Annotated in this window: 17 protein-coding genes, 2 tRNA genes and 1 riboswitch; of the genes, 17 read left to right on the top strand and 2 right to left on the bottom strand. The window is 66.9% G+C overall.

What is annotated here, in order from left to right; all coding sequences use genetic code 11:
• Genes SMD14_RS11655 through ndk form a run of 3 tightly spaced genes read left to right on the top strand, consistent with a single transcriptional unit; the run spans position 1 to position 2,301 of the window.
• Positions 1-1,359: a folylpolyglutamate synthase/dihydrofolate synthase family protein gene (locus tag SMD14_RS11655; protein ID WP_157241967.1), complete on the top strand. Its 1,359-nt coding sequence runs from the start codon at positions 1-3 to the stop codon at positions 1,357-1,359.
• Positions 1,360-1,827 (top strand): DUF4233 domain-containing protein, encoded by a 468-nt coding sequence (locus SMD14_RS11650; protein WP_321213744.1) that lies wholly within the window; start codon positions 1,360-1,362, stop codon positions 1,825-1,827.
• Between the two features lie 54 nt (positions 1,828-1,881).
• Positions 1,882-2,301: a nucleoside-diphosphate kinase gene (gene ndk / locus SMD14_RS11645; RefSeq protein ID WP_228403670.1), complete on the top strand. Its 420-nt coding sequence runs from the start codon at positions 1,882-1,884 to the stop codon at positions 2,299-2,301.
• Positions 2,302-2,364: 63 nt separating this feature from the next.
• On the opposite strand, the gene SMD14_RS11640 is transcribed toward ndk, so the two are convergent.
• The gene (locus tag SMD14_RS11640) at positions 2,365-3,036 is read right to left on the bottom strand and encodes a vitamin K epoxide reductase family protein (RefSeq protein ID WP_157241968.1); all 672 of its coding nucleotides are present in this window, start codon (positions 3,034-3,036) and stop codon (positions 2,365-2,367) included.
• 439 nt (positions 3,037-3,475) lie between these two features.
• Between SMD14_RS11640 and SMD14_RS11635 the strand changes: the two genes are divergently transcribed.
• The 13 genes from SMD14_RS11635 to SMD14_RS11575 all read left to right on the top strand — a co-directional run bounded on the left by SMD14_RS11635 (position 3,476) and on the right by SMD14_RS11575 (position 16,964).
• Complete coding sequence (locus SMD14_RS11635; RefSeq protein ID WP_157241969.1) at positions 3,476-6,952, top strand: Rne/Rng family ribonuclease; 3,477 nt, start codon at positions 3,476-3,478, stop codon at positions 6,950-6,952.
• A 129-nt stretch (positions 6,953-7,081) separates the two neighbouring features.
• Positions 7,082-7,179, top strand: a riboswitch (TPP riboswitch).
• Positions 7,169-8,716, top strand: coding sequence for a bifunctional hydroxymethylpyrimidine kinase/phosphomethylpyrimidine kinase (gene thiD / locus SMD14_RS11630; RefSeq protein WP_370460689.1), 1,548 nt, complete (start codon positions 7,169-7,171; stop codon positions 8,714-8,716). Its footprint overlaps the riboswitch before it by 11 nt.
• Positions 8,717-8,979: 263 nt before the next feature.
• Positions 8,980-9,288, top strand: coding sequence for a 50S ribosomal protein L21 (gene rplU / locus SMD14_RS11625; protein WP_066276623.1), 309 nt, complete (start codon positions 8,980-8,982; stop codon positions 9,286-9,288).
• A gap of 61 nt (positions 9,289-9,349) precedes the next feature.
• Entirely contained in the window at positions 9,350-9,613 is a 264-nt protein-coding gene (gene rpmA, locus SMD14_RS11620) for a 50S ribosomal protein L27 (RefSeq protein WP_009372867.1), read from the top strand.
• A gap of 116 nt (positions 9,614-9,729) precedes the next feature.
• A complete protein-coding gene (gene obgE, locus SMD14_RS11615) occupies positions 9,730-11,319 on the top strand; it encodes a GTPase ObgE (RefSeq protein ID WP_321213743.1) in 1,590 nt (529 codons plus the stop codon).
• Positions 11,309-12,460: a glutamate 5-kinase gene (gene proB / locus SMD14_RS11610; protein ID WP_321213742.1), complete on the top strand. Its 1,152-nt coding sequence runs from the start codon at positions 11,309-11,311 to the stop codon at positions 12,458-12,460. Before obgE ends, proB begins: the two co-directional genes overlap by 11 nt.
• A 26-nt stretch (positions 12,461-12,486) precedes the next feature.
• A complete protein-coding gene (locus tag SMD14_RS11605; protein WP_321213741.1) occupies positions 12,487-13,866 on the top strand; it encodes a glutamate-5-semialdehyde dehydrogenase in 1,380 nt (459 codons plus the stop codon).
• A gap of 77 nt (positions 13,867-13,943) precedes the next feature.
• Positions 13,944-14,174: a hypothetical protein gene (locus tag SMD14_RS11600; protein ID WP_321213740.1), complete on the top strand. Its 231-nt coding sequence runs from the start codon at positions 13,944-13,946 to the stop codon at positions 14,172-14,174.
• 55 nt (positions 14,175-14,229) lie between these two features.
• Positions 14,230-14,844: a nicotinate-nucleotide adenylyltransferase gene (gene nadD / locus SMD14_RS11595; protein WP_157241973.1), complete on the top strand. Its 615-nt coding sequence runs from the start codon at positions 14,230-14,232 to the stop codon at positions 14,842-14,844.
• Between the two features lie 7 nt (positions 14,845-14,851).
• Positions 14,852-16,087, top strand: a complete 1,236-nt coding sequence (locus SMD14_RS11590) for a hypothetical protein (protein WP_321213739.1) — start codon at positions 14,852-14,854, stop codon at positions 16,085-16,087.
• 43 nt (positions 16,088-16,130) lie between these two features.
• Positions 16,131-16,532 (top strand): ribosome silencing factor, encoded by a 402-nt coding sequence (rsfS, locus tag SMD14_RS11585; protein WP_321213738.1) that lies wholly within the window; start codon positions 16,131-16,133, stop codon positions 16,530-16,532.
• A gap of 112 nt (positions 16,533-16,644) precedes the next feature.
• Positions 16,645-16,717: transfer RNA gene (locus tag SMD14_RS11580), tRNA-Ala, on the top strand.
• Positions 16,718-16,891: 174 nt separating this feature from the next.
• A tRNA-Ala gene (locus tag SMD14_RS11575) sits at positions 16,892-16,964 on the top strand.
• Between the two features lie 95 nt (positions 16,965-17,059).
• Here SMD14_RS11575 and SMD14_RS11570 read toward each other — a convergent pair.
• Positions 17,060-18,382 carry a class I SAM-dependent methyltransferase gene (locus SMD14_RS11570; protein WP_321213737.1) on the bottom strand — a complete coding sequence of 441 codons (1,323 nt, stop codon included), beginning with the start codon at positions 18,380-18,382 and terminating at the stop codon, positions 17,060-17,062.
• A 297-nt stretch (positions 18,383-18,679) separates the two neighbouring features.
• Here SMD14_RS11570 and SMD14_RS11565 point away from each other — a divergent pair, with 297 nt between their 5' ends.
• A complete protein-coding gene (locus SMD14_RS11565; protein WP_321213736.1) occupies positions 18,680-19,870 on the top strand; it encodes a methyltransferase in 1,191 nt (396 codons plus the stop codon).
• Positions 19,871-19,944: the final 74 nt, after the last annotated feature.

Raw genomic sequence — 19,944 nt, 5'->3', positions numbered from 1 at the left:
ATGACTGACGAATTTTCCGTAGAGAGCGTCTACGCCGAACTGCTGGGCAGGGCGCCGGAAAACAAGATGGAGCCGCGCCTCGCGCCGCTGTTCCGCGCCATGGACGTGCTGGGGGAGCCCAACAAGGCGTTCCCGATCATCCACGTGACCGGCACCAACGGCAAGACCTCCACCGCCCGCATGATCGAATCGGTGCTGAGGGCCCATGGCCTCAGCACCGGACGATACACCAGCCCGCACCTGTCCAAGGTCACTGAGCGGATCAGCATCGACGGCCACCCGGTTTCCGACGAGACGTTCGTCCGGATCTGGGACGAAATCCGTCCCTACCTGGAGATCGTGGACTCCGAGCTTGAAGCCGAGGGCCAGCCCCGGCTCACCTACTTCGAATGCCTCACCATCCTGGGCTTCGCAATCTTCGCGGACCAGCCGGTCAACGTGGCCGTCATCGAGGTTGGCCTGGGCGGGATCACCGATGCCACCAACGTGGGCGACGGACAGGTCTCCGTCATCACGCCCATTTCCCTTGACCACACGGACCTCCTGGGCGACACCACGGAGGACATCGCCCACGAGAAGGCGGGAATCATCAAGCCGGGCGGCTACCTCATCAGCGCCGCGCAGCCCCTGGACGCGGCGCAGGTCCTGCTGGAGAAGGCAAAGGACGTGGGCGTGCCGTTCCGCTTCGAAGGCGTGGAATTCGGCGTTGAGTCCCGGACCGTGGCGGTGGGCGGGCAGATGGTGAGCATCCAGGGCATCGCCGGCCGGTACCCGGAACTCCTGGTCCCGCTGCACGGCGCACACCAGGCGCAGAACGCCGCGGTGGCCGTGGCCGCGATCGAGGCATTCTTCGGGGGCGAAAAGGAACTCGACTTCGACGTGCTGCAGGAAGGCTTCGCCAACGTGACGTCGCCGGGCCGGCTTGAAGTGGTCCGGACCGCGCCCACCATCATTGTGGATGCAGCCCATAACCCGGATGGCATCAAGGCGTCGGCTGCCGCCCTGCAGGAAGCCTTCAACTTCACCAGGCTGGTTCCGGTAGTGGGGGTGCTGAAGGAAAAGGACGCCGAGGAGATCCTGCGGCAGCTCAAGGAGTCGCTGGGCGGGATCGCGGAGGAATTCTGCTTCACCCAGTCGAACTCCCCGCGGGCAGTCCCTGCCGCGGAACTGGCCGAACTGGCGGTTGAGCTTGGCTTCGGCGAGGACAACGTGCACATCGCGGAGAAGCTCGACGACGCCCTTGAGTGGGCAGTGGAACGCGCCGAAGCCAACGACGACCTGTCCGGGGGAGTCCTGGTGACAGGCTCCATCACCCTTGTTGCCGAGGCCCGGATCCTGCTCGGAAAGACGGAGGCCTGAGTGCCCAAGCTGACCAAAGCCCAGCGTGAGTGGCGCCCGGGCATGCCCAGGAAGCGCCGCTCCACCAAGGTGATGTTCGCATCCACCGTGCTGCTGCTGGAAGCCTTCGTCATGTTCTTCGCCACCCTGGCAGTGTTCGGACTTCGCCGCGGGGAGTTCCCGCCGGCCCTCATCCTCGGTGTGGGGATCGGGCTCAGTGTCGTGATGATCGTGGCCTGCGCGTTCCTCACCAGGCCCTGGGGCATCGGGCTGGGCTGGATCCTGCAGCTCGTCCTGGTCCTGACCGGCATCTTCGAGCCCGCCATGTTCCTGGTCGGCGCCCTGTTCGCAGCGGCCTGGTGGTACGGCATCCGCACCGGAATCCGGCTGGACCGCGAGGCCGGGGAGCGCGCCCGCGAGCAGGCGGAGTGGGAGGCGGCGCACCCGGACCAGGCGGCTGGACCGGGGCAGCAGCCGCAGTCCCCGTAGGCAAAGTCCCCGTAGACTTGTCCCCGAAACCCATCCCAACGCATTGGAGCAGTCGTGACCACTGAGCGCACCCTCGTCCTGATCAAGCCCGACGGCGTCGCCCGCAACCTCACCGGCGCCATCCTGGCCCGGATCGAAGCCAAGGGCTACACCCTGGCCGAACTCAAGAAGGTCGACGCCTCGCGCGAACTCCTGGAGCAGCACTATGAGGAGCACGTCGGCAAGCCCTTCTACGAGCCCCTCGTGGAATTCATGCTCAGCGGCCCCGTTGTTGCGGCGATCTTCGAGGGCCACCGGGTCATCGAGGGATTCCGTTCCCTTGCCGGCACCACCGATCCCACCACGGCGGCCCCCGGCACCATCCGCGGCGACTTCGGCCGTGACTGGGGCCTGAAGGTCCAGCAGAACCTGGTGCACGGCTCCGACTCCACCGATTCCGCGGAGCGCGAGATCAAGATCTGGTTCCAGGGCTGACCGCCCGGGGACAGCAAAAAGCCCCTGGTTCTTCGGAACCAGGGGCTTTTCCCGTCCGCAGGCCTAGAAGCCTGACGTCCCGGCGAAAACCTGGATAAAGGCGAAGAAGATGGTGGCGATAACTGCCACATAGAGCAGGGCCGTGATGATCCAGCCGGAGTCGCCCAGGATGCGGGCGGCCTTGGCAGGTACCGGGATCACGCCGGCGCTGATGTTCCGGATGGTCACCCACACGAAGAGCGGAATCATTGCCGCCCACACAATCATGCAGAACGGGCACAGGATGTGGATGACGTACAGCGCCTGCGACCATAGCCACACCACAAACGCGAAGCCCAGCGTGACGCCGGCCTGCAGGCCAAGCCAGTACCACCGGGCGAAGTTGGCGCCGGCCAGCAGCGCCATTCCCACCGTGATGGTGATGGCGAACGCCACGATGCCGATGAACATGTTGGGGAAGCCGAACAGCGAGCTTTGCCACGTCTGCATCACCTGGCCGCAGGAGATCCAAGGGTTCACATCGCACACCGTGGTGTGGTTAGGGTCCTTGAGGACCTCCAGCTTCTCCAGGACCAGTGCTCCGGACGCGAGCCAGCCAACCACCCCGGTGACCACCAGCAGCCAGCCGAGGGGCCGGTCGCGGGTCATGGGCGGGCGGGCTCCAGCCGCACTGGTGTCCGGGTCAAGAGTCCGTTCCGGCGCGTGGGTGCCGCTGACGGGGGAAATGCTGGGCATTGGCAAGGCGTCCTTTTCATCGGGTGCTCCTTGCCCGATTGTAACGCCGGCGGCTGGAAAGACCCTTCAGGGAGGGAATATGCAGCGCCTCTTCCGCCGTGGAATAGTCCGGGTATGAGAGAATGAACGTGGCTGGAACCCGATCCACATTCGGATTCCGGTCCGGTGGCTTGTTCGCAAGACCGCCAATGATGAGCAGCGCAGGCATTGGATTTGTCAATCCGGCCTCCCGCAACTCCATTGGGCGGCACCTGGTTGTGACACGTGGAACAACGGGTTTTTGAACATCCTGCCGGCCCCCACGGGCTGCCGCACCCCACTGCCGGTGCGAACCTGGGGGTATCCACTTGACTTCTGTCAACGCCTGCGGGTTTTGACAATATGTGCCCCAATGGGTGCCGGATGTGGCGGTACGTCAGGGGCAGGAGTGTTGCCACATATGGATAATGAACAAGTTTCAGCCGTTAATGATGAAGCCGCCGCCACGGGTGCCGAGGCCGAGCCGAAGAAGGCCACGAGGACCAGGCGGAAAGCCGCTCCCAAGGCCAGTGACGCCCTGATCGCCGAAACAGACGTTGCGGCAGGCACCGCGGGCGCAGATTCCGTGCAGGCAGGGGCCAGCGCCGCCGAATCCGGCGCGAACGCAGTAAACACAGTGCCGGTTACCGACGCCGCTGAGGCGAAGGCACCCGTCCGCCGGAGCCGCTCCAGGAAGAAGGTTGACCCGGCTGAGCCGCTTCCGGCCTTCGCCGAGGAGGCAGCCGCCCCTGCCGCTGCCGGCGACGACGCCGGCGCGCAGGCTGCGTCGGCCGGCGCGCCTTCTGAAGCCGCCGCGGAGGACGCAAAACCCGTCCGACGCCGGCGGGTTGCCACCCGCAAGACCTCCGCCCCGGTGGCGGAGGCTGCGGCTGCGCAGGCAGAGAGTGCGGCGGCGGGAGCTGCGCCCGCCGAAGCCGCACCTGCCGCGGAAGCTCCAGCCGTCGCTGACCCGGCAGTCGCCGCAGCTGAAGCCGAAGCGGCCGCACCGGAACCTGCGGTCCTGCCTTCCGCAGCCGGGCAGGACAACGGCACTCCCGTGCAGGGCCCGCCCGCCGCCGAGGCAGCCGCCCAGGGCGATGCTGCCGCGGAACCCGTAGCCGCCCCTGCCGCTTCCACCGCCCCGGCAAGCCCTTTCGGCTCCCTCTTTTTGGAGCCAGGTTCCGCCACTTCCGTCCTGTTCCAGGCCCCGGATCTCAGCGCTGTTGTCCGGCCCGCGCCGGCCGCCACGGAAGAAGCTGAAGAAGAGGACACCGAGGACGACTCGGACGATGCCGGTAACCGCAGGAGGCGCCGTGGCCGCGGCCGCCGCGGCCGCAGCAGGACTGGCGAGCGTGACGGCGAAGACGCCGAGGGCTCAGATGCCGAGACCGATGCTGCCGATGACGCCGACGAGGAAGCCGCCGGGCAGGCCGACGAAGGCGTGACGTCCCGCCGTCGGCGCCGCCGCCGCCGTGGCGACCAGGACCTTGAACTGACGGGCGGGGGAGACGACGATCCCCCCAACACGGTGACCCGCGTCCGCGCACCGCGCCCCGTGGGAGAACCCGCGGTCAGCAACCGGGTCACCAGCGTCAAGGGCTCCACCCGCCTGGAGGCCAAGAAGCAGCGCCGCCGCGAATCGCGCGACACGGGCCGCCGCCGCACCGTCATCACCGAAGCCGAGTTCCTGGCCCGCCGGGAGTCCGTGGACCGCCAAATGATCGTGCGCCAGCGCGATGACAGAATCCAGATTGCCGTCCTGGAAGACGGCGTCCTGGCCGAGCACTTTGTCTCCAAGACCCAGCAGGATTCCCTGATCGGCAACGTCTACCTGGGCAAGGTCCAGAACGTGCTGCCGTCCATGGAAGCAGCCTTCGTGGACATCGGACGCGGGCGCAACGCCGTCCTGTACGCTGGCGAAGTCAACTGGGAGGCCGTTAACCTCGAGGGCAAGCAGCGCCGCATTGAAAACGCGCTCAAGTCCGGCGACACCGTCCTGGTCCAGGTCACCAAGGACCCCGTGGGCCATAAGGGCGCGCGCCTGACCAGTCAGATCTCACTGCCGGGCCGCTACCTGGTCTTCGTTCCCGGCGGTTCCATGACCGGCATCTCCCGCAAGCTGCCCGACGTCGAACGCAACCGCCTCAAGCGGATCCTCAAGGACCGCCTCCCCGAGCAGGCCGGCGTTATTGTCCGGACCGCTGCGGAAGGCGCCTCCGAGGAAGAGCTGACCCACGACATCAACCGGCTGCGGGCCCAGTGGGAAGGCATCGAAAGCCAGTCGAAGTCCACCAAGATCCTTGCTCCGGAACTGCTGTACGGCGAACCGGACCTGACCATCAAGGTGGTCCGCGACGTCTTCAACGAGGACTTCTCCAAGCTGATCGTCTCCGGCGAGGAAGCCTGGGACACCATCGAGGCCTACGTCACCTACGTCGCTCCCGATCTGGTGGGGCGCCTCGAGAAGTGGACCAAGGACCAGGACATCTTCAGCGCATGGCGGATCGACGAACAGATCCACAAGGCACTGGAACGGAAGGTCTTCCTGCCCTCCGGCGGCTCGCTGGTGATCGACCGCACCGAGGCCATGACTGTTGTGGATGTCAACACCGGCAAATTCACCGGCAGCGGCGGCAACCTTGAAGAGACGGTCACCAAGAACAACCTGGAAGCTGCGGAGGAAGTGGTACGCCAGCTCCGCCTGCGCGATATCGGCGGCATTATCGTCATCGACTTCATCGACATGGTCCTGGAATCGAACCGCGACCTCGTCCTCCGTCGGATGGTGGAGTGCCTGGGACGCGACCGCACCAAGCACCAGGTTGCCGAAGTCACGTCCCTTGGCCTGGTGCAGATGACCCGCAAGCGGATGGGCACCGGGCTGCTTGAAGTGTTTGGCGAGCAGTGCGAGGCCTGCGCCGGCCGCGGCGTGGTGACCCACGATGACCCCGTGGAGCACCGCCGGGCCAATATCGTGGCGGCCGAACACCACGTTCAGCGCTCGGACGCCCGCCCGGACGTCCGGAATGAAAGCCACCGCGCTGAGGCCCAGCGCGGGGACAGCAGCCAGCCCGGCGTCCGTCCAGACCGGAAGCGCCGCCGCGGCCGCGGCGGCCAGCAGGTGGACGCTGCTCCTGCAGCCGCCCTCCACGTGCACACGGTCCACCCCGACCCCACGGACGCCGAGCGGCACGCAAAGGCCGAAGCCACCAGGCTTGCCCTTGCCAATATTGCTGCGGCAGCACACGCCGCCCACCTGCACGACGATGAGGTAGCCGCGGCCCGGCAGGCTCCGCAGGTCCAGCCGGCGGAACCTGAGAAGCACGACGGCGACGCCTCCCGGCCTGCCGCCGTCCTCACCTTTGGCGGGGAGAAAGTTGCCCTGCCGTTCGTGGAGCACGCGGAGGAGCAGCAGCCGAAGCCGGCCCTGACGCTGGACCGGCTCGCCGAAGCCTTCGCCCACCTCGGTGAGCCTGCCCCTGCCGCGGAAGCCACAGCCGGGCAGCCCGAACGGCGGGCACCGGAAAAGGAGCAGCGGGAACCGGAGCAGGTCCGGGCACCGCAGCACGTCCAGGCACCGCAGGCGGAGTCTCCGCAGGTCCGGCCTGAGCCGCTGCAGGCTGCCCATGCGCTGCGCGAAAAGGACTATTCCGACCACACCCTGGAACAGTCCCGCCCGCGCCGGGCGCGCCGCAACCGCAGCGCCAGCCGTGCCCAGGGTGCGGCCAACGAGACCTCCGTCGAGCAGCACGAGAATGTCCCCGCCGCGGCGGCAGGGCATTCACACTCTGCAAAGGCGCCGGAAGCTGACCAGGCAGGTGCCCCTGCGCCAGGCAACGCCAAGCCTGCCGCGGAGCCCATCATCCTGGGTGTCGGGGTTCCCGCTTCGGAACTCTAGGCCACGGCACGCGACACGCTGGATGCCCGGCCGCCCACCACGTGTGGACGGCCGGGCATCCGGCATTTAAGGCCGCACCAGTCGCACTGCGTCACCTTCGCCCTGCGTACCGCAAAAAAGCTAGGCTGGTGAACCGACACGGGGTGCCGCGCACAGAGCCGGCTGAGATCCACACCCGTTGAACCTGTCCGGCTAGCACCGGCGAAGGGATGTCTCTTGTCTTCAACTCTCGAATTGCCCTCTGCCACCCCTCAGGGCGCCCCTGCCCCTGCAGCACAGTCCGGCCAGCGGCCGGACGTGCCCCGGGTCCTCTCGATCGCGGGCTCGGATCCGTCCGGCGGAGCCGGCGTCCAGGCGGACCTGAAAAGCATCGCGGCCCACGGCGGCTACGGAATGGCCGCCATCACTGCCCTCACCGCACAGAACACCCGCGGCGTACGCGGGGTCCACGTTCCGCCTGCTGACTTCCTCACCCGGCAACTTGACGCGCTCAGTGAGGACATCAGCATCGACGCCGTGAAAATCGGGATGCTGGGTGATGTCGCGGTGATCGAAGCTGTCCGGGCGTGGCTCGAAAAAGTCCGTCCCGGCGTCGTGGTTTTGGACCCTGTCATGGTGGCCACCAGCGGTGACCGGCTCCTGCAGGAATCCGCCGAAGCCGCACTTCGCGAGCTGCTGCCGCTGGCGCACCTCATCACGCCCAACCTGGCTGAACTTGCCATGCTGGTGGGCGGGAACGTGCAGGAGAGCTGGGAAGGCGCCCTGGAACAGGGCCGCGAGCTCTCTTCCGCCACCGGGGCGACGGTGCTTGTGAAGGGCGGACACCTGGCCGGGGACGAATGCCCCGACGCCCTTGTCAACACTGCAGGCACGCTTGGCCAGGACGTGGTGGTGGTCCCGGGCAGGCGGGTGGCAACGCTGAACAGCCACGGCACCGGTTGTTCACTGTCATCAGCCATGGCCACAGTCCAGGTGCGGCTGGGGGACTGGGAGGCAGCCCTCCGGGAGGTCAAGCCCTGGCTGTCCGGCGCGCTGGAGGCCTCGGAGTCGCTGGAGGTGGGTACGGGCAACGGACCAGTCCACCACTTCCACCACCTTCAGCCGGAGCCTGCTGAAGGCAGCTTCGCGGCGCGGCTGTGGGCTGAAGCGGAGGAGCACCTGGAAGCCATCTATTCCCTGGCGTTTATCCGGGACCTGGCCTCCGGCGACCTGGCCGAGAAACAGTTTGGCTACTACCTGGCCCAGGACGCCATCTACCTCAACGGTTATTCACGGGTGCTCGCGCGGACAAGTGCCCTGGCCCCCACCGAGGCAGAGCAACTCTTCTGGGCACGTTCCGCCGCGCAATGCCTGGAGGTCGAGTCTGAACTGCACCGCTCCTGGCTCAGTACCCGGACCGTTGAGCCGCAGCTGGGACCCGTAACCAAGTCCTACGTGGACCACCTGGTGGCGGCATCGGCGTCGGGCAGTTATGCCGTGCTGGCGGCAGCCGTCCTGCCCTGCTTCTGGCTGTACGCGGAGGTGGGCAAAACGCTCCACGCACAGTTCGTGGCTGCCGGGGAGCCGGCGGGCCATCCCTACGCGGAGTGGCTGCGCACATACGCGGATGAGGACTTCGCCGCGGCCACCCGCAGGGCGGTTGCCATTGTGGACAGTGCGGGGCGCACCGCTCCGGCGCATGAGAAGGATGCCATGGCCACGGCATTCAGGCAGTCCTGCCGCCTGGAAGTTGAATTTTTCGACGCGCCGCGCCTTCATTCCTGACGTCCGGACGGCCGCCGCGCCGGTACTATGGTGGGGCACCCCCCGGCCAAGGAAATGTGTTGTGGTACCTATCACAGACAACCCGCCGGAACCAGCCTCATTTGCGGCCGAAGCCAAAACTAGCGTATTCTAGATCTTCGGTGCTTACGCCAACACTTGGGTTATGACCCCACGGCGTTGAGGCACAGCGAGAGCCCAACCAATTATGGAACCGGGTTCCGCACGCAAATTTGTAATAAACGTCGAGAGAAGTGAGTTCCCAAGTGGTGTACGCGATTGTCCGCGCAGGCGGCCGCCAAGAGAAGGTTTCCGTTGGAGACTTCGTTACCCTGAACCGCGTCGCCGGTGGAGCTGGCAGCACCATTCAGCTGCCCGCACTGCTCCTGGTTGATGGTGACAAGGTCACCTCCGCCGCTGCTGACCTGGCCAAGGTAACTGTTACGGCTGAGATCCTCCAGGACCTCCGTGGTCCTAAGATTGTGATCCAGAAGTTCAAGAACAAGACCGGTTACAAGAAGCGCCAGGGTCACCGCCAGGAACTGACCAAGGTCAAGATCACTGGTATCAAGTAACCTCCCGTTACTGTTCAGGTTTTTCAGCAGATTCCCCAGAATTTAGAGGCAGGCATTTCAGATGGCACATAAAAAGGGCGCGAGCTCCACTCGCAACGGTCGTGACTCCAACGCACAGTACCTCGGCGTCAAGCGCTTCGGCGGCCAGGTAGTTTCCGCAGGCGAGATCATCGTCCGCCAGCGCGGCACCCACTTCCACCCGGGCGCCGGCGTTGGCCGCGGCGGCGACGACACCCTGTTCGCCCTGACCCCGGGCGCCGTTGAATTCGGCACCCGCCGCGGTCGTCGCGTCGTCAACATCGTTGCTGCTGCAGCTGCAGAGTAACAACCAGTTCTGAAGCGGTGGAGCGGGCCATGTGGTCCGCTCCACTGTTCTTTTAACCGCATTACAATCGTCTTGGCGCCCTTGGGTGTCCAGGAAACAGCACTGAGGAGATCCACGTGGCCAGCTTTGTAGACCGGGTAGTACTGCACGTATCCGGCGGTACCGGCGGCCACGGGTGCGTCTCCGTCCACCGTGAGAAGTTCAAGCCGCTGGGTGGTCCCGACGGCGGCAACGGCGGCAACGGCGGCGACGTGATCCTTCGCGTGGACCACCAGACCACCACGCTCCTTGACTACCACCACGCGCCCCACCGCCACGCCACCAACGGCGGCCCGGGCATGGGGGACTGGCGCGGCGGAAAGAACGGCGAGACGCTCATCCTGCCCGTTCCGGACGGCACGGTGGTCAAGTCCAAGGACGGCACCGTCCTCGCCGACCTCGTGGGCGAAGGCACCGAGTACGTGGCTGCGGCGGGCGGCATCGGCGGCCTGGGCAACGCCGCGCTCTCTTCGCAAAAGCGCCGCGCTCCCGGCTTTGCCCTCCTCGGCATCGAAGGCGAGTCCAGCGACATTGTGCTGGAACTGAAGTCAATTGCGGATATTGCCCTGGTGGGTTTCCCGTCCGCCGGCAAGTCCAGCCTTATCGCCGCCATGTCCGCGGCGCGGCCCAAGATCGCCGACTACCCCTTCACCACCCTGATTCCCAACCTGGGCGTAGTTCAGGCCGGGGATGTCCGCTTCACCATTGCAGACGTACCGGGGCTGATTGAAGGCGCCAGCGAGGGCAAGGGCCTCGGCCACCACTTCCTCCGCCATGTGGAGCGGTGCGCGGCGCTGGTCCATGTCCTGGACTGCGGCACGCTGGAGGCCGACCGCGACCCCCTCTCGGACCTGGCCGTCATCGAGGCCGAACTCGAAAAGTACGCCGTGGACATGAGCTACGCGGGCCAGGACGGTGAAGTGGTTCCGCTGAACCACCGCCCCCGCCTGGTGGCACTGAACAAGGTGGACCTGCCGGACGGCAAGGACATGGCCGAGTTCGTCCGCCCCGAACTGGAATCCCGCGGCTACCGGGTCTTTGAAATCTCGGCAACTAGCCACGAGGGCCTCCGCCAGCTGGGCTTTGCCATGGCCGAAATCGTCCAGGCGGCCCGGGACGCGGTGGCTGCTGCGCCGCCCAAGGTGCAGCCCGTTGTCATCAAGCCCCGCGCGGTCAATGAAGCAGGCTTCCGGATCCGCCGGGAAGAGAAGGGCCTTGAGCCGCTGTTCCGCGTGCTGGGCGAAAAGCCGGTGCGCTGGGTCAAGCAGACGGACTTCACCAACGAGGAAGCCATCGGCTACCTCGCTGACCGCCTGGCAAAGCTCGGCGTGGAGACGGAGCTGTTCAAGCAGGGCGCCAAGCCCGGCGACACAGTTGTTATTGGCGAGGATGACGGCGTTGTCTTCGACTGGGAGCCCACCATGATGGCCGGTGCGGAACTGCTGGCCTCGCCGCGCGGCACCGACGTCCGGTTTGCCGATATCGGCGACCGCCCCACGCGCGGACAGAAACGTGACGAGCAGCAGGAACGCAAGGACGCCAGGGCGGCCGCCCGCGCCGAACTTGAAGCCGAGCGCAAGGCCGGCATCTGGACCGAGTCCGTGAGCAGCCGCCGGGTCGCCAAGCCGCTCAAGGAGAGTGGACTGGACGCAGGCGATGAGTTCTAGGGCGGCAGCTGCGGTGCCGCTGGCGCGGTCCGTGGACAGGAGCGTGCTCGCCAGCGCCCGCAGGATCGTGGTGAAGGTTGGCTCGTCGTCGCTGACCAGCATCAAGGGCGGCATCTCCGAAGAGGCGCTGACTGCCCTGGCTGACGCGTTGGCGGCCAAACGCAACACCGGCACCGAAATCATCCTGGTCTCCTCCGGTGCCATCGCCGCGGGCCTGGCACCCCTGGGCCTTGCCAAGCGCCCCCGCGATCTTGCCACCCAGCAGGCAGCTGCCAGCGTGGGGCAGGGCCTCCTGATGGCCCGCTACACCCAGGCCTTCGGGGCGCACGGTGTGACGGTCAGCCAGGTGCTGCTCACCGCCGAAGACCTCATGCGGCGCAGCCAGCACACCAATGCCTTCCGCGCCCTGGACCGGCTGCTCAACCTTGGCGTGGTGCCGGTGGTCAATGAAAACGACACCGTGGCCACGCATGAAATCCGCTTCGGTGACAACGACCGGCTCGCTGCCCTCGTTGCCCACCTGGTCCGGGCCGATGCCCTCGTGCTGCTGTCCGACGTCGACTCCCTCTACGACGGCCCGCCGTCACTTGGCGCGAAGCGGATCCCGCTCGTTGCGGGCCCCGCGGACCTGGATGGCGTCTCCATCGGGAAACCCGGCAAGGCAGGCGTGGGCACCGGCGGGATGCTGACCAAGGTGGAAGCGGCCACCATGGCAGCCGGCTCCGGCATCCATGCCCTTGTCACTTCCACCCCCAACGCGGCGGCTGCCCTTAACGGCGAGGACGTGGGCACCTGGTTCACGGTCAACGGTGCCCGCAAGCCCGTCCGCCTCCTGTGGCTGGCGCACGTCGCCTCCGTCCAAGGGCGGCTGGTGCTGGACGAAGGCGCCGTCAAGGCTGTGCGGCACCACCGCACCTCGCTGCTTCCCGCAGGCATCTCCGCCGTCCACGGTGAATTTGAAGCGGGCGACGCCGTCGAGATAGCAGCTGCCGACGGCACCGTGGTTGCGCGGGGACTGGTGAACTATTCGTCAGCGGAGTTGCCGCAGATGCTTGGCCGGTCCACCAGGGACCTGGGTGAGGCGCTGGGCAGCGGCTATGACCGCGAAGTTGTTCACGTTGATGACCTGGTGCTGGTTTGAGCTTCCCGCTCGCCTAAACTTGGAACATGACTGAGGCCCTGATCCACAACACGACTGCTGAAAATCCCGGAGATACTGCCGCCACCGAGGCGCAGCCGGCTACTTCATCCGTGGCGCAGGTGCCGGCTGACTCCCCGCTGTCTTCGGGCGATATTGAGGCAGCAGTCCATGCCATTGCGGACCGCTCCCGTGACGCCGCGCGCCGTATGGCCATGGCAAACCGGGCCTGGAAGGACCGCGCCCTCCGTAACGTCGGCGCAGCCTTGGAGGAGAACACCGGGGCCATTCTTACGGCCAACGCCATGGACGTGGCGGCAGGAAAAGCCAATGGCACCTCCGCCGCCATGCTGGACCGCCTTACCCTGACGGAAACCCGCATCTCGGGACTCGTGGCAGCTTTGGAAAACCTGGCCAACCTTCCCGATCCCGTGGGAAACGTGGTCCGCGGGCAGACGCTTCCCAACGGCCTGCGCCTCCGGCAGGTCAACGTGCCCATGGGTGTGGTGGCGGCAATCTACGAAGCACGGCCGAACGTCACCGTGGACATTGCGGGGCTGGCACTCAAGAGCGGCAACGCCGTGATCCTGCGCGGCGGCACTGCCGCCCAAGCCACCAACGAGGTGCTGGTGCGGGTACTGCGTGAAGCGCTGGAGTCCGTAGGCCTGCCTGCCGACGCCGTCCAGACAGTCGACCAGTACGGCCGCGCAGGTGCCAACGTCCTCATGAAGGCGCGCGGCAGGGTGGACGTGCTGATTCCCCGCGGCGGCCGGGAGCTCATCCAGACCGTTGTCGTCAACTCCGCCGTGCCTGTGATCGAGACCGGTGAAGGGAACGTGCACATCTTCATCGATGAATCGGCCAGCGAGGACATGGCAGTCGAGATCCTCCTCAACGCCAAGACCCAGCGGCCCAGCGTCTGCAACACGGTGGAGACGCTCCTGGTCCACTCGGGATCCCCCGTTCTTCCTGCCGTGGCAGCCGCGCTCCGCCAGGCAGGGGTCCGGCTGCATGCCGACGAGCGGGTACGCGCGGCCCTGCCCGCCTCCATCGAGTCCGAACCTGCCACTGAGGAGGACTGGGGCACGGAGTACATGGACCTGGACCTCGCGGTGGCCATGGTGGACAGCCTGGACGAGGCCGTGCAGCACATCCGTACGTGGTCCACGGGCCACACCGAGGCGATCCTCACCAACGATCTCCGTAACGCAGAACGGTTCATCGCCGAGGTTGATTCTGCTGCCGTCATCGTGAATGCCTCCACCCGGTTCACCGACGGCGGGGAGCTTGGCCTCGGCGCCGAGGTGGGCATTTCCACCCAAAAGCTGCACGCGCGGGGCCCCATGGGGCTGACCGAGCTCACTACCACGAAGTGGATCGTGCAGGGCGAGGGCCAGGTGCGCGGGTAGCGCACGGTAACATAGACCAGAAGTCAGAAACGGCGGAGCTTTCCGCTGCCACAATAGTTTGAGCCCAAGGGGAGAAAATGCTGTTCCAGCAGATTGCCACGACCGTCGCCGAAGGCGGAGAACACGAACTCGCGCCGCTGTGGGCTGAGCCGTGGGTCTTCGGGGTGGTTATTTTCGCCCTCCTGCTGGTGCTGATGTTCATCACCTTGTCCTACTCCAACCTGGGCAACCGCCACGCAGCAACCGAGGAGCACGCGGACCCGCACCGCCAGCACCCCAACAAGCACGATCACGGGCAGGGCCGCTAACATTTCCCGCGCCCTGCACCGCTCGGGTGCCACCGGCAGGCTGCGGCTTGGCGTGATGGGCGGGACGTTCGATCCCATCCATCACGGCCACTTGGTCGCAGCCAGCGAAGTGGCGGCGGAATTCGACCTGGACGAGGTGGTTTTCGTCCCCACCGGCCAGCCGTGGCAGAAGTCCCACCAACACGTCAGCGAGCCCGAGCACCGCTACCTCATGACAGTCATCGCGACGGCCTCCAATCCGCGCTTCACTGTGAGCAGGGTAGACATTGAGCGGCCAGGTCCCACCTACACCATCGACACCCTCCGGGACCTCCGCGCCCAGCGTCCCGACGCTGACCTGTTCTTCATCACCGGAGCGGACGCACTGGCACAAATCCTTTCCTGGAAGGACATCGACGAACTGTGGTCGCTCGCCCACTTTGTGGGAGTCACCCGGCCGGGCCATGTCCTCGACGGGATGGGACGCGCTGACGTGAGCCTCCTTGAGGTTCCGGCCATGGCCATCTCCTCCACGGACTGCCGCACGCGCGTGGCCGCGAACAACCCGGTCTGGTACCTGGTGCCGGACGGCGTTGTCCAGTACATCGCCAAGTACGGCCTGTACGCCGACGCCGTGGAAGCCGGCGATGTCCCAACTTCCCAAGCACGTGAACCAGCCAGTACTGAATGAGTTCTCAATGAGTCAGGAACAGCCCCCCATCCGCAGCCGCCGGGAACTCCGGAAGGCCAGGGATGCCCAACAGCCCGTGCCCGCCGCCACGGAGCAGCTTTCCCCTGCCGCGAACCCGCCTGCTGCCACCCCTACGGCCCCCGGGCCCGCTGCTGCTGTGTCCGAGCAAACCTCCACTCAACGGTCGTCCCAGATCCGGGCGCGCGACCGCGCAGCCCTGCGCACCCTTAAGGAGCTGGAGGAAAAAGAGGGCCAGCTCTCTGCCGGAGGGCCACCCACCCGGCGCCAGCTCCGCCTGCAGCAGCTCAAGGAACAGGCGCTGACCGCGGCCAACCCCGTTGTGCCGCCGTCGTCCGTCCAGACCGATGCCGCCGCTCAGGTGCAGGAGGGCCGGGGCGCGGGGGAGCGGGCTGCCCAGGACGGCAAGAAACCCTCCGGTGCGGAGCCGGGTCCTGCAGCCCCTGCGGGCATGACGGTTGAACAGGCCCTGGCGGCACGGGCACTGCTCGCCGAGCAGGCCAAGAACCAGATCGCCAAGATGGAGCACATCGCCTCCCTGGACCCGGAAGCGGTTGACCCGGAGATCCTGGCGGAGCAGATCGCCCTGGCCGAACGTGCGGCCATCCTGAACCGCCGCGCCATTGCCAAGCAGAAGCTGGCCGAGCAGGCCGGAACCCCGGTTGCGCCGTCGAGGGATCCTGCCAAGAGCCCGGCGCGGGAACCCGGCGCCGGGGACCAGACCGGCCCGGCAAGCCAGCGCCCGGCGCCATCGACGGCCAGCAACCTTGCCATGGTTACCCCGCTGGAGTTCGTGCAGGTTCCCGGCATCGACCGGCCGGTCATGAAGCCGCCCGCAACCTCACATGTCCCGGTCACCACCCGTCCGGGGTCGAAGGTTACGGCGCCCGGAACCAAGAAACGGCGCCCTGCGGGCCCTCAGCGTCCGGCCGCACCCGAAGCCGGTTCGGGCCGCTCCCACGTCATTGCCAGGGCGGAAGCCGCAGCCCGGGCGGCAGCCCGTCCGCGGCCCGTGATGACCGACGCGAACCAGGCGGAGGACCTCTTTGAGGACCTCCCGCGGATCCCCGCCAGGTCGGCCTACGGCCTGGAGCCCCTGGACGCTGCCACGGCCGGACTGGCCCGGGCGCAGCGGAACAGGGTCCTGCAGTTCTGCATCCTGGCATTCGGAATCGTGGCCCTGGTCTCGGGCATCATCCTCATCATCAGCGGCATGTCCCGCTGAGCCGCGTTCCGCCACTTAGAGTTTCCACCCAACAAGGAGTCACGTGACTGCATCAGAATCATCCATCACCATAGCCCGCGCCGCCGCCAAGGCAGCCGCGGACAAGATCGCGCAGGATATCGTTGCCCTGGACGTCAGCGAGCGGCTCGCCCTGGCCGACGTCTTCCTCATTGCCTCCGCACCCAGCGAGCGGCAGGTCAACGCAATCGTGGACGGGATCGAGGAAGAGCTCGCCAAGCAGGACCTGCGGCCTGTCCGCCGTGAAGGCCGTTCCGGCGGCCGCTGGGTACTGCTGGACTACTCGGACGTTGTGATCCATGTCCAGCATGAGGAAGACCGCGTTTTCTACGCCCTGGAGCGCCTCTGGAAGGACTGCCCCGTCGTTGACCTGCAGCTCGGTGACGACACCTCCGTAAAGGCTGTTGCTGCGTCCGAGAGCGAGTAAATCCGCGGAACCACGCGGAATATGCCCGATTTGGAATTTTCGGAATTGCTGTTCTAAGATATTTGAGTTGCTTCGGGGAAAGCCGAAAAGCTTGAAGGAGCGGCAATAATTCGGGGCTGTGGCGCAGCTGGTAGCGCACCTGCATGGCATGCAGGGGGTCAGGGGTTCGAGTCCCCTCAGCTCCACCGGACGGTCCGCCGGAATCACTGCGATTCCGGCGGATTTTTTTGTGTGCTTTACCTGCCCCGGCCGGGAGCCGATGCGGCCGCGAGGCGGACCAGGCCGATTGGCGTGAGCGGCGAAAGTGCATTAAGCTGAACAGGTTGCTTCGAGGTGGTAAACCGGGGGCGGCAAAGTCCGGGGCTGTGGCGCAGCTGGTAGCGCACCTGCATGGCATGCAGGGGGTCAGGGGTTCGAGTCCCCTCAGCTCCACCGGCACAAAAGGGACGATCCCCACGGGATCGTCCCTTTTGCTTAAGGGACCGGTTCCGGGGGCACGACCCTGTGTCGCCCCACGGCTCAGGCAGTCAAAGCCAGGCTGTACGCCGCAGCGGCGGTTCGTCGCCGCCGGGCCGCTGTACCAGGACCTGGTTGACGCCTGTCAGGCCGCCTTCGAAACCCAGTGCGCTTGCAGCCATGTAAAGCCGCCAGACCCGGGCCCTTCCGAGACCGCTGAGTTTCGCAGCCTGATCCCAGTTTGCCTCCAGCCTGTGGACCCACGCGCGCAGGGTCAACGCGTAGTGGCGCCGCAGTGCCTCCACATCCAGGATCTCGAAGCCTGCTGCCTCCAGGGCGGATACCATCTCGCCGAGGCTGATCATCTCCCCGTCCGGAAACACGTAACGGGGGATGAAGGAATTCGGATCGGGTTTGGTGGGACCGGCATTCCAGGAGATCGCGTGGTTTAGCAGCCGCCCGCCCGGCCGGAGCAGGCCGAACAAGGCAGCGGCGTAACCGGGGGTCTGCTCCCGCCCAACGTGCTCGGACATTCCGATCGAACTGATGGCATCGAACGGACCGTCCCCGATGTCCCGGTAATCCTGGACCCGGATGTCCACCCGTTCGGTCAGTCCGGCGTCTGCGGCCCGTTTCCGGGCCAGGATGGCCTGTTCCGTGGACAGCGTCACGCCCACAACGGTTGCGCCGTACTTCCCGGCCGCATGCAGGGAAAAACTGCCCCAGCCGCAGCCGACATCCAGCACGCGCATGCCCGGCCGGAGGCAAAGCTTGCGGCATACCAGGTCCAGCTTGGCCTCCTGCGCGGCGTCCAGGCCGTCGGCGAGCCGGCTCCCGGCATCCGGTTGCTCCGGGTGGTCGCTGTCGTCGGGCCACACGGCGCAGGAGTAGACCATGGACTGTCCCAGCACCAAGGCGTAGAAGTCGTTGCCCACGTCATAGTGGTGCGAGATGGCTGCGGAGTCACGGCGGCGCGAGTGCAGGGGACCTCTCCGGGCCACCCTTGCCTCCTCCGGCGGTGGCGCAGGGTTGGGGCCCAGGGCGCCCAGCCGGACCGCGGTGCGCAGCAGCGTCCAGACTTCACCGGCGGTGAGCGGCCGGAACGGACCCGGCTCCGCGAACTTGCCCGCCGAGCTCAGGGCCGCGAACGCTGCGAAAATGTCCCCGGGAGAGTCGATCTCGCCAGCCACATAGGCACGGCTCAGGCCGAGCTGGCCCGGGGACCACAGGATCCGGCGCAGGGCGCGGCGGGATCGGAATTCAAGGACAGGCGCTCCCGCCGGCCCTGCCTCGGAACCGTCCCAAGCGCGGAGGCGCAGGGGTATTTCTTCAGTGCCAAGCACTACTGCCAGGGCCCTGGCGAGCCGCGATGCATTCCCGGTAGCTGTGGTCATGGTGCTCCTCCCGTCTCCATGGGCCAACACTAAGGCCGGAATACCTCGCGCGACTATCATTGGGGAGGTGAATTCTGCCCGAACCGACGTCATCGTCGTTGGTGCGGGCCGGCCGGGTTCTCCGCTGCCTGTCACCTTCAGCGCCGTGGCAACGGCTATGTAATGCTCGACGCCGGGGACGGCCCGGGTGGCGCCCGGCGGGACCGCCGGGAAAGCCTGCGGACGGCTTTGGAATGAGCGGCAGCAGTTCCGGGCAGCGGCACGTTTAACCAGAACAACGGAAAGCAGCGGGAACAGTTGGCATCAAACAGTCTTGGGGATCTCTTTGCAGCACTCCGGCGCAGACCGGATGTGGAAGCACCCAACCTGCAGGCGTGGGACGCCACGGACCGGCTCCTGCTTGAGGCAGCCGGGGGACTGGTGGCTTCCGGAAGCGCAGTGGCCGTCATCGGGGACCGGTACGGTGCGCTGACGCTGGGGGCCCTCGCCGCGCTCAACCCGGGCTCCGTACGGGTCCACCAGGACCTGATCACCGGGGAGCGCGCCCTGCAGCTCAACGCGGCCGGGCTCCGTAGCGCCGGCCTGCTCCCGGCCGCCCCGGCGGGGATGCCCGCCGGTTCCACGGACGGGGAGCCAGGGTTCACCCAGCTGCCGCTTGGCCCGGAACTCCTGGCCGGGGCGCAGGCAGTACTGCTTCAGTTGCCCAAGACGCTGGCTGAGCTGGACGAGATCGCCGCCGCGGTGGCCCGCTACGCGGCACCGGACGTTACGCTCCTGGCCGGCGGGCGGGTCAAGCACATGTCACTCGGCATGAACGCCGTGCTGGAACGCCACTTCTCTTCCGTCCAGCCGCAGCTCGCCAGGCAGAAGTCGCGCGTGATTCTGGCGTGCGGTCCGCAAGGGGGCGGGAAGGGAAACTATCCCGTCGTCGAACACCTCGCCGAGCTCGACCTCGACGTCGCCGCCCATGGGGCAGTGTTCGCCGGCACCAAACTGGACATCGGTACCAGGTTCCTGCTGACGTTCCTCCCGGCCATGAAGGCGGCCCGGCACGCCGTCGACCTGGGCTGCGGCACGGGAATCCTTGCCGCCATGTACGCCCGGCAGCACCCTGGGGCAGCAGTGACCGCCACGGACCAGTCCGCCGCAGCAGTGGCCTCCGCGCAGGCAACGGCACAAGCCAACGGGCTGGAAGGCCGAATCACCGTCCTGCAGGATGACGCCCTCGGCAGCCTGGCGGCAGGCAGCGTGGACCTGGTCCTGCTCAACCCGCCGTTCCACGTCGGCGCCGGGGTCCATGCTGGAGCAGGCCTAAAGATGATTGAGGCAGCGGGACGGGTCCTCGCGCCCGGGGGCGAGCTGTGGACGGTCTTCAACCGCCACCTGCCCTACCTGCCCGCGCTGGAGCGGCACGTTGGGCCTACCGCCGTGAAAGGCAGGAACCCCAAGTTCACAGTGACGTTGAGCACCCGCCGCGGCGATGGATGAGCGGAACAGGCCGGCCCCACTCCGCCCAGGGGGAGGACCGCCCTTGCCGCGCCGCGCCGTCGTGCCCGCCCTAT

Source organism: Pseudarthrobacter oxydans (assembly GCF_034258515.1).
GTDB lineage: Bacteria > Actinomycetota > Actinomycetes > Actinomycetales > Micrococcaceae > Arthrobacter.
The sequence above is the reverse complement of the archived record's forward strand: the minus strand, read 5'-3'. Positions and strand labels throughout refer to the sequence as shown.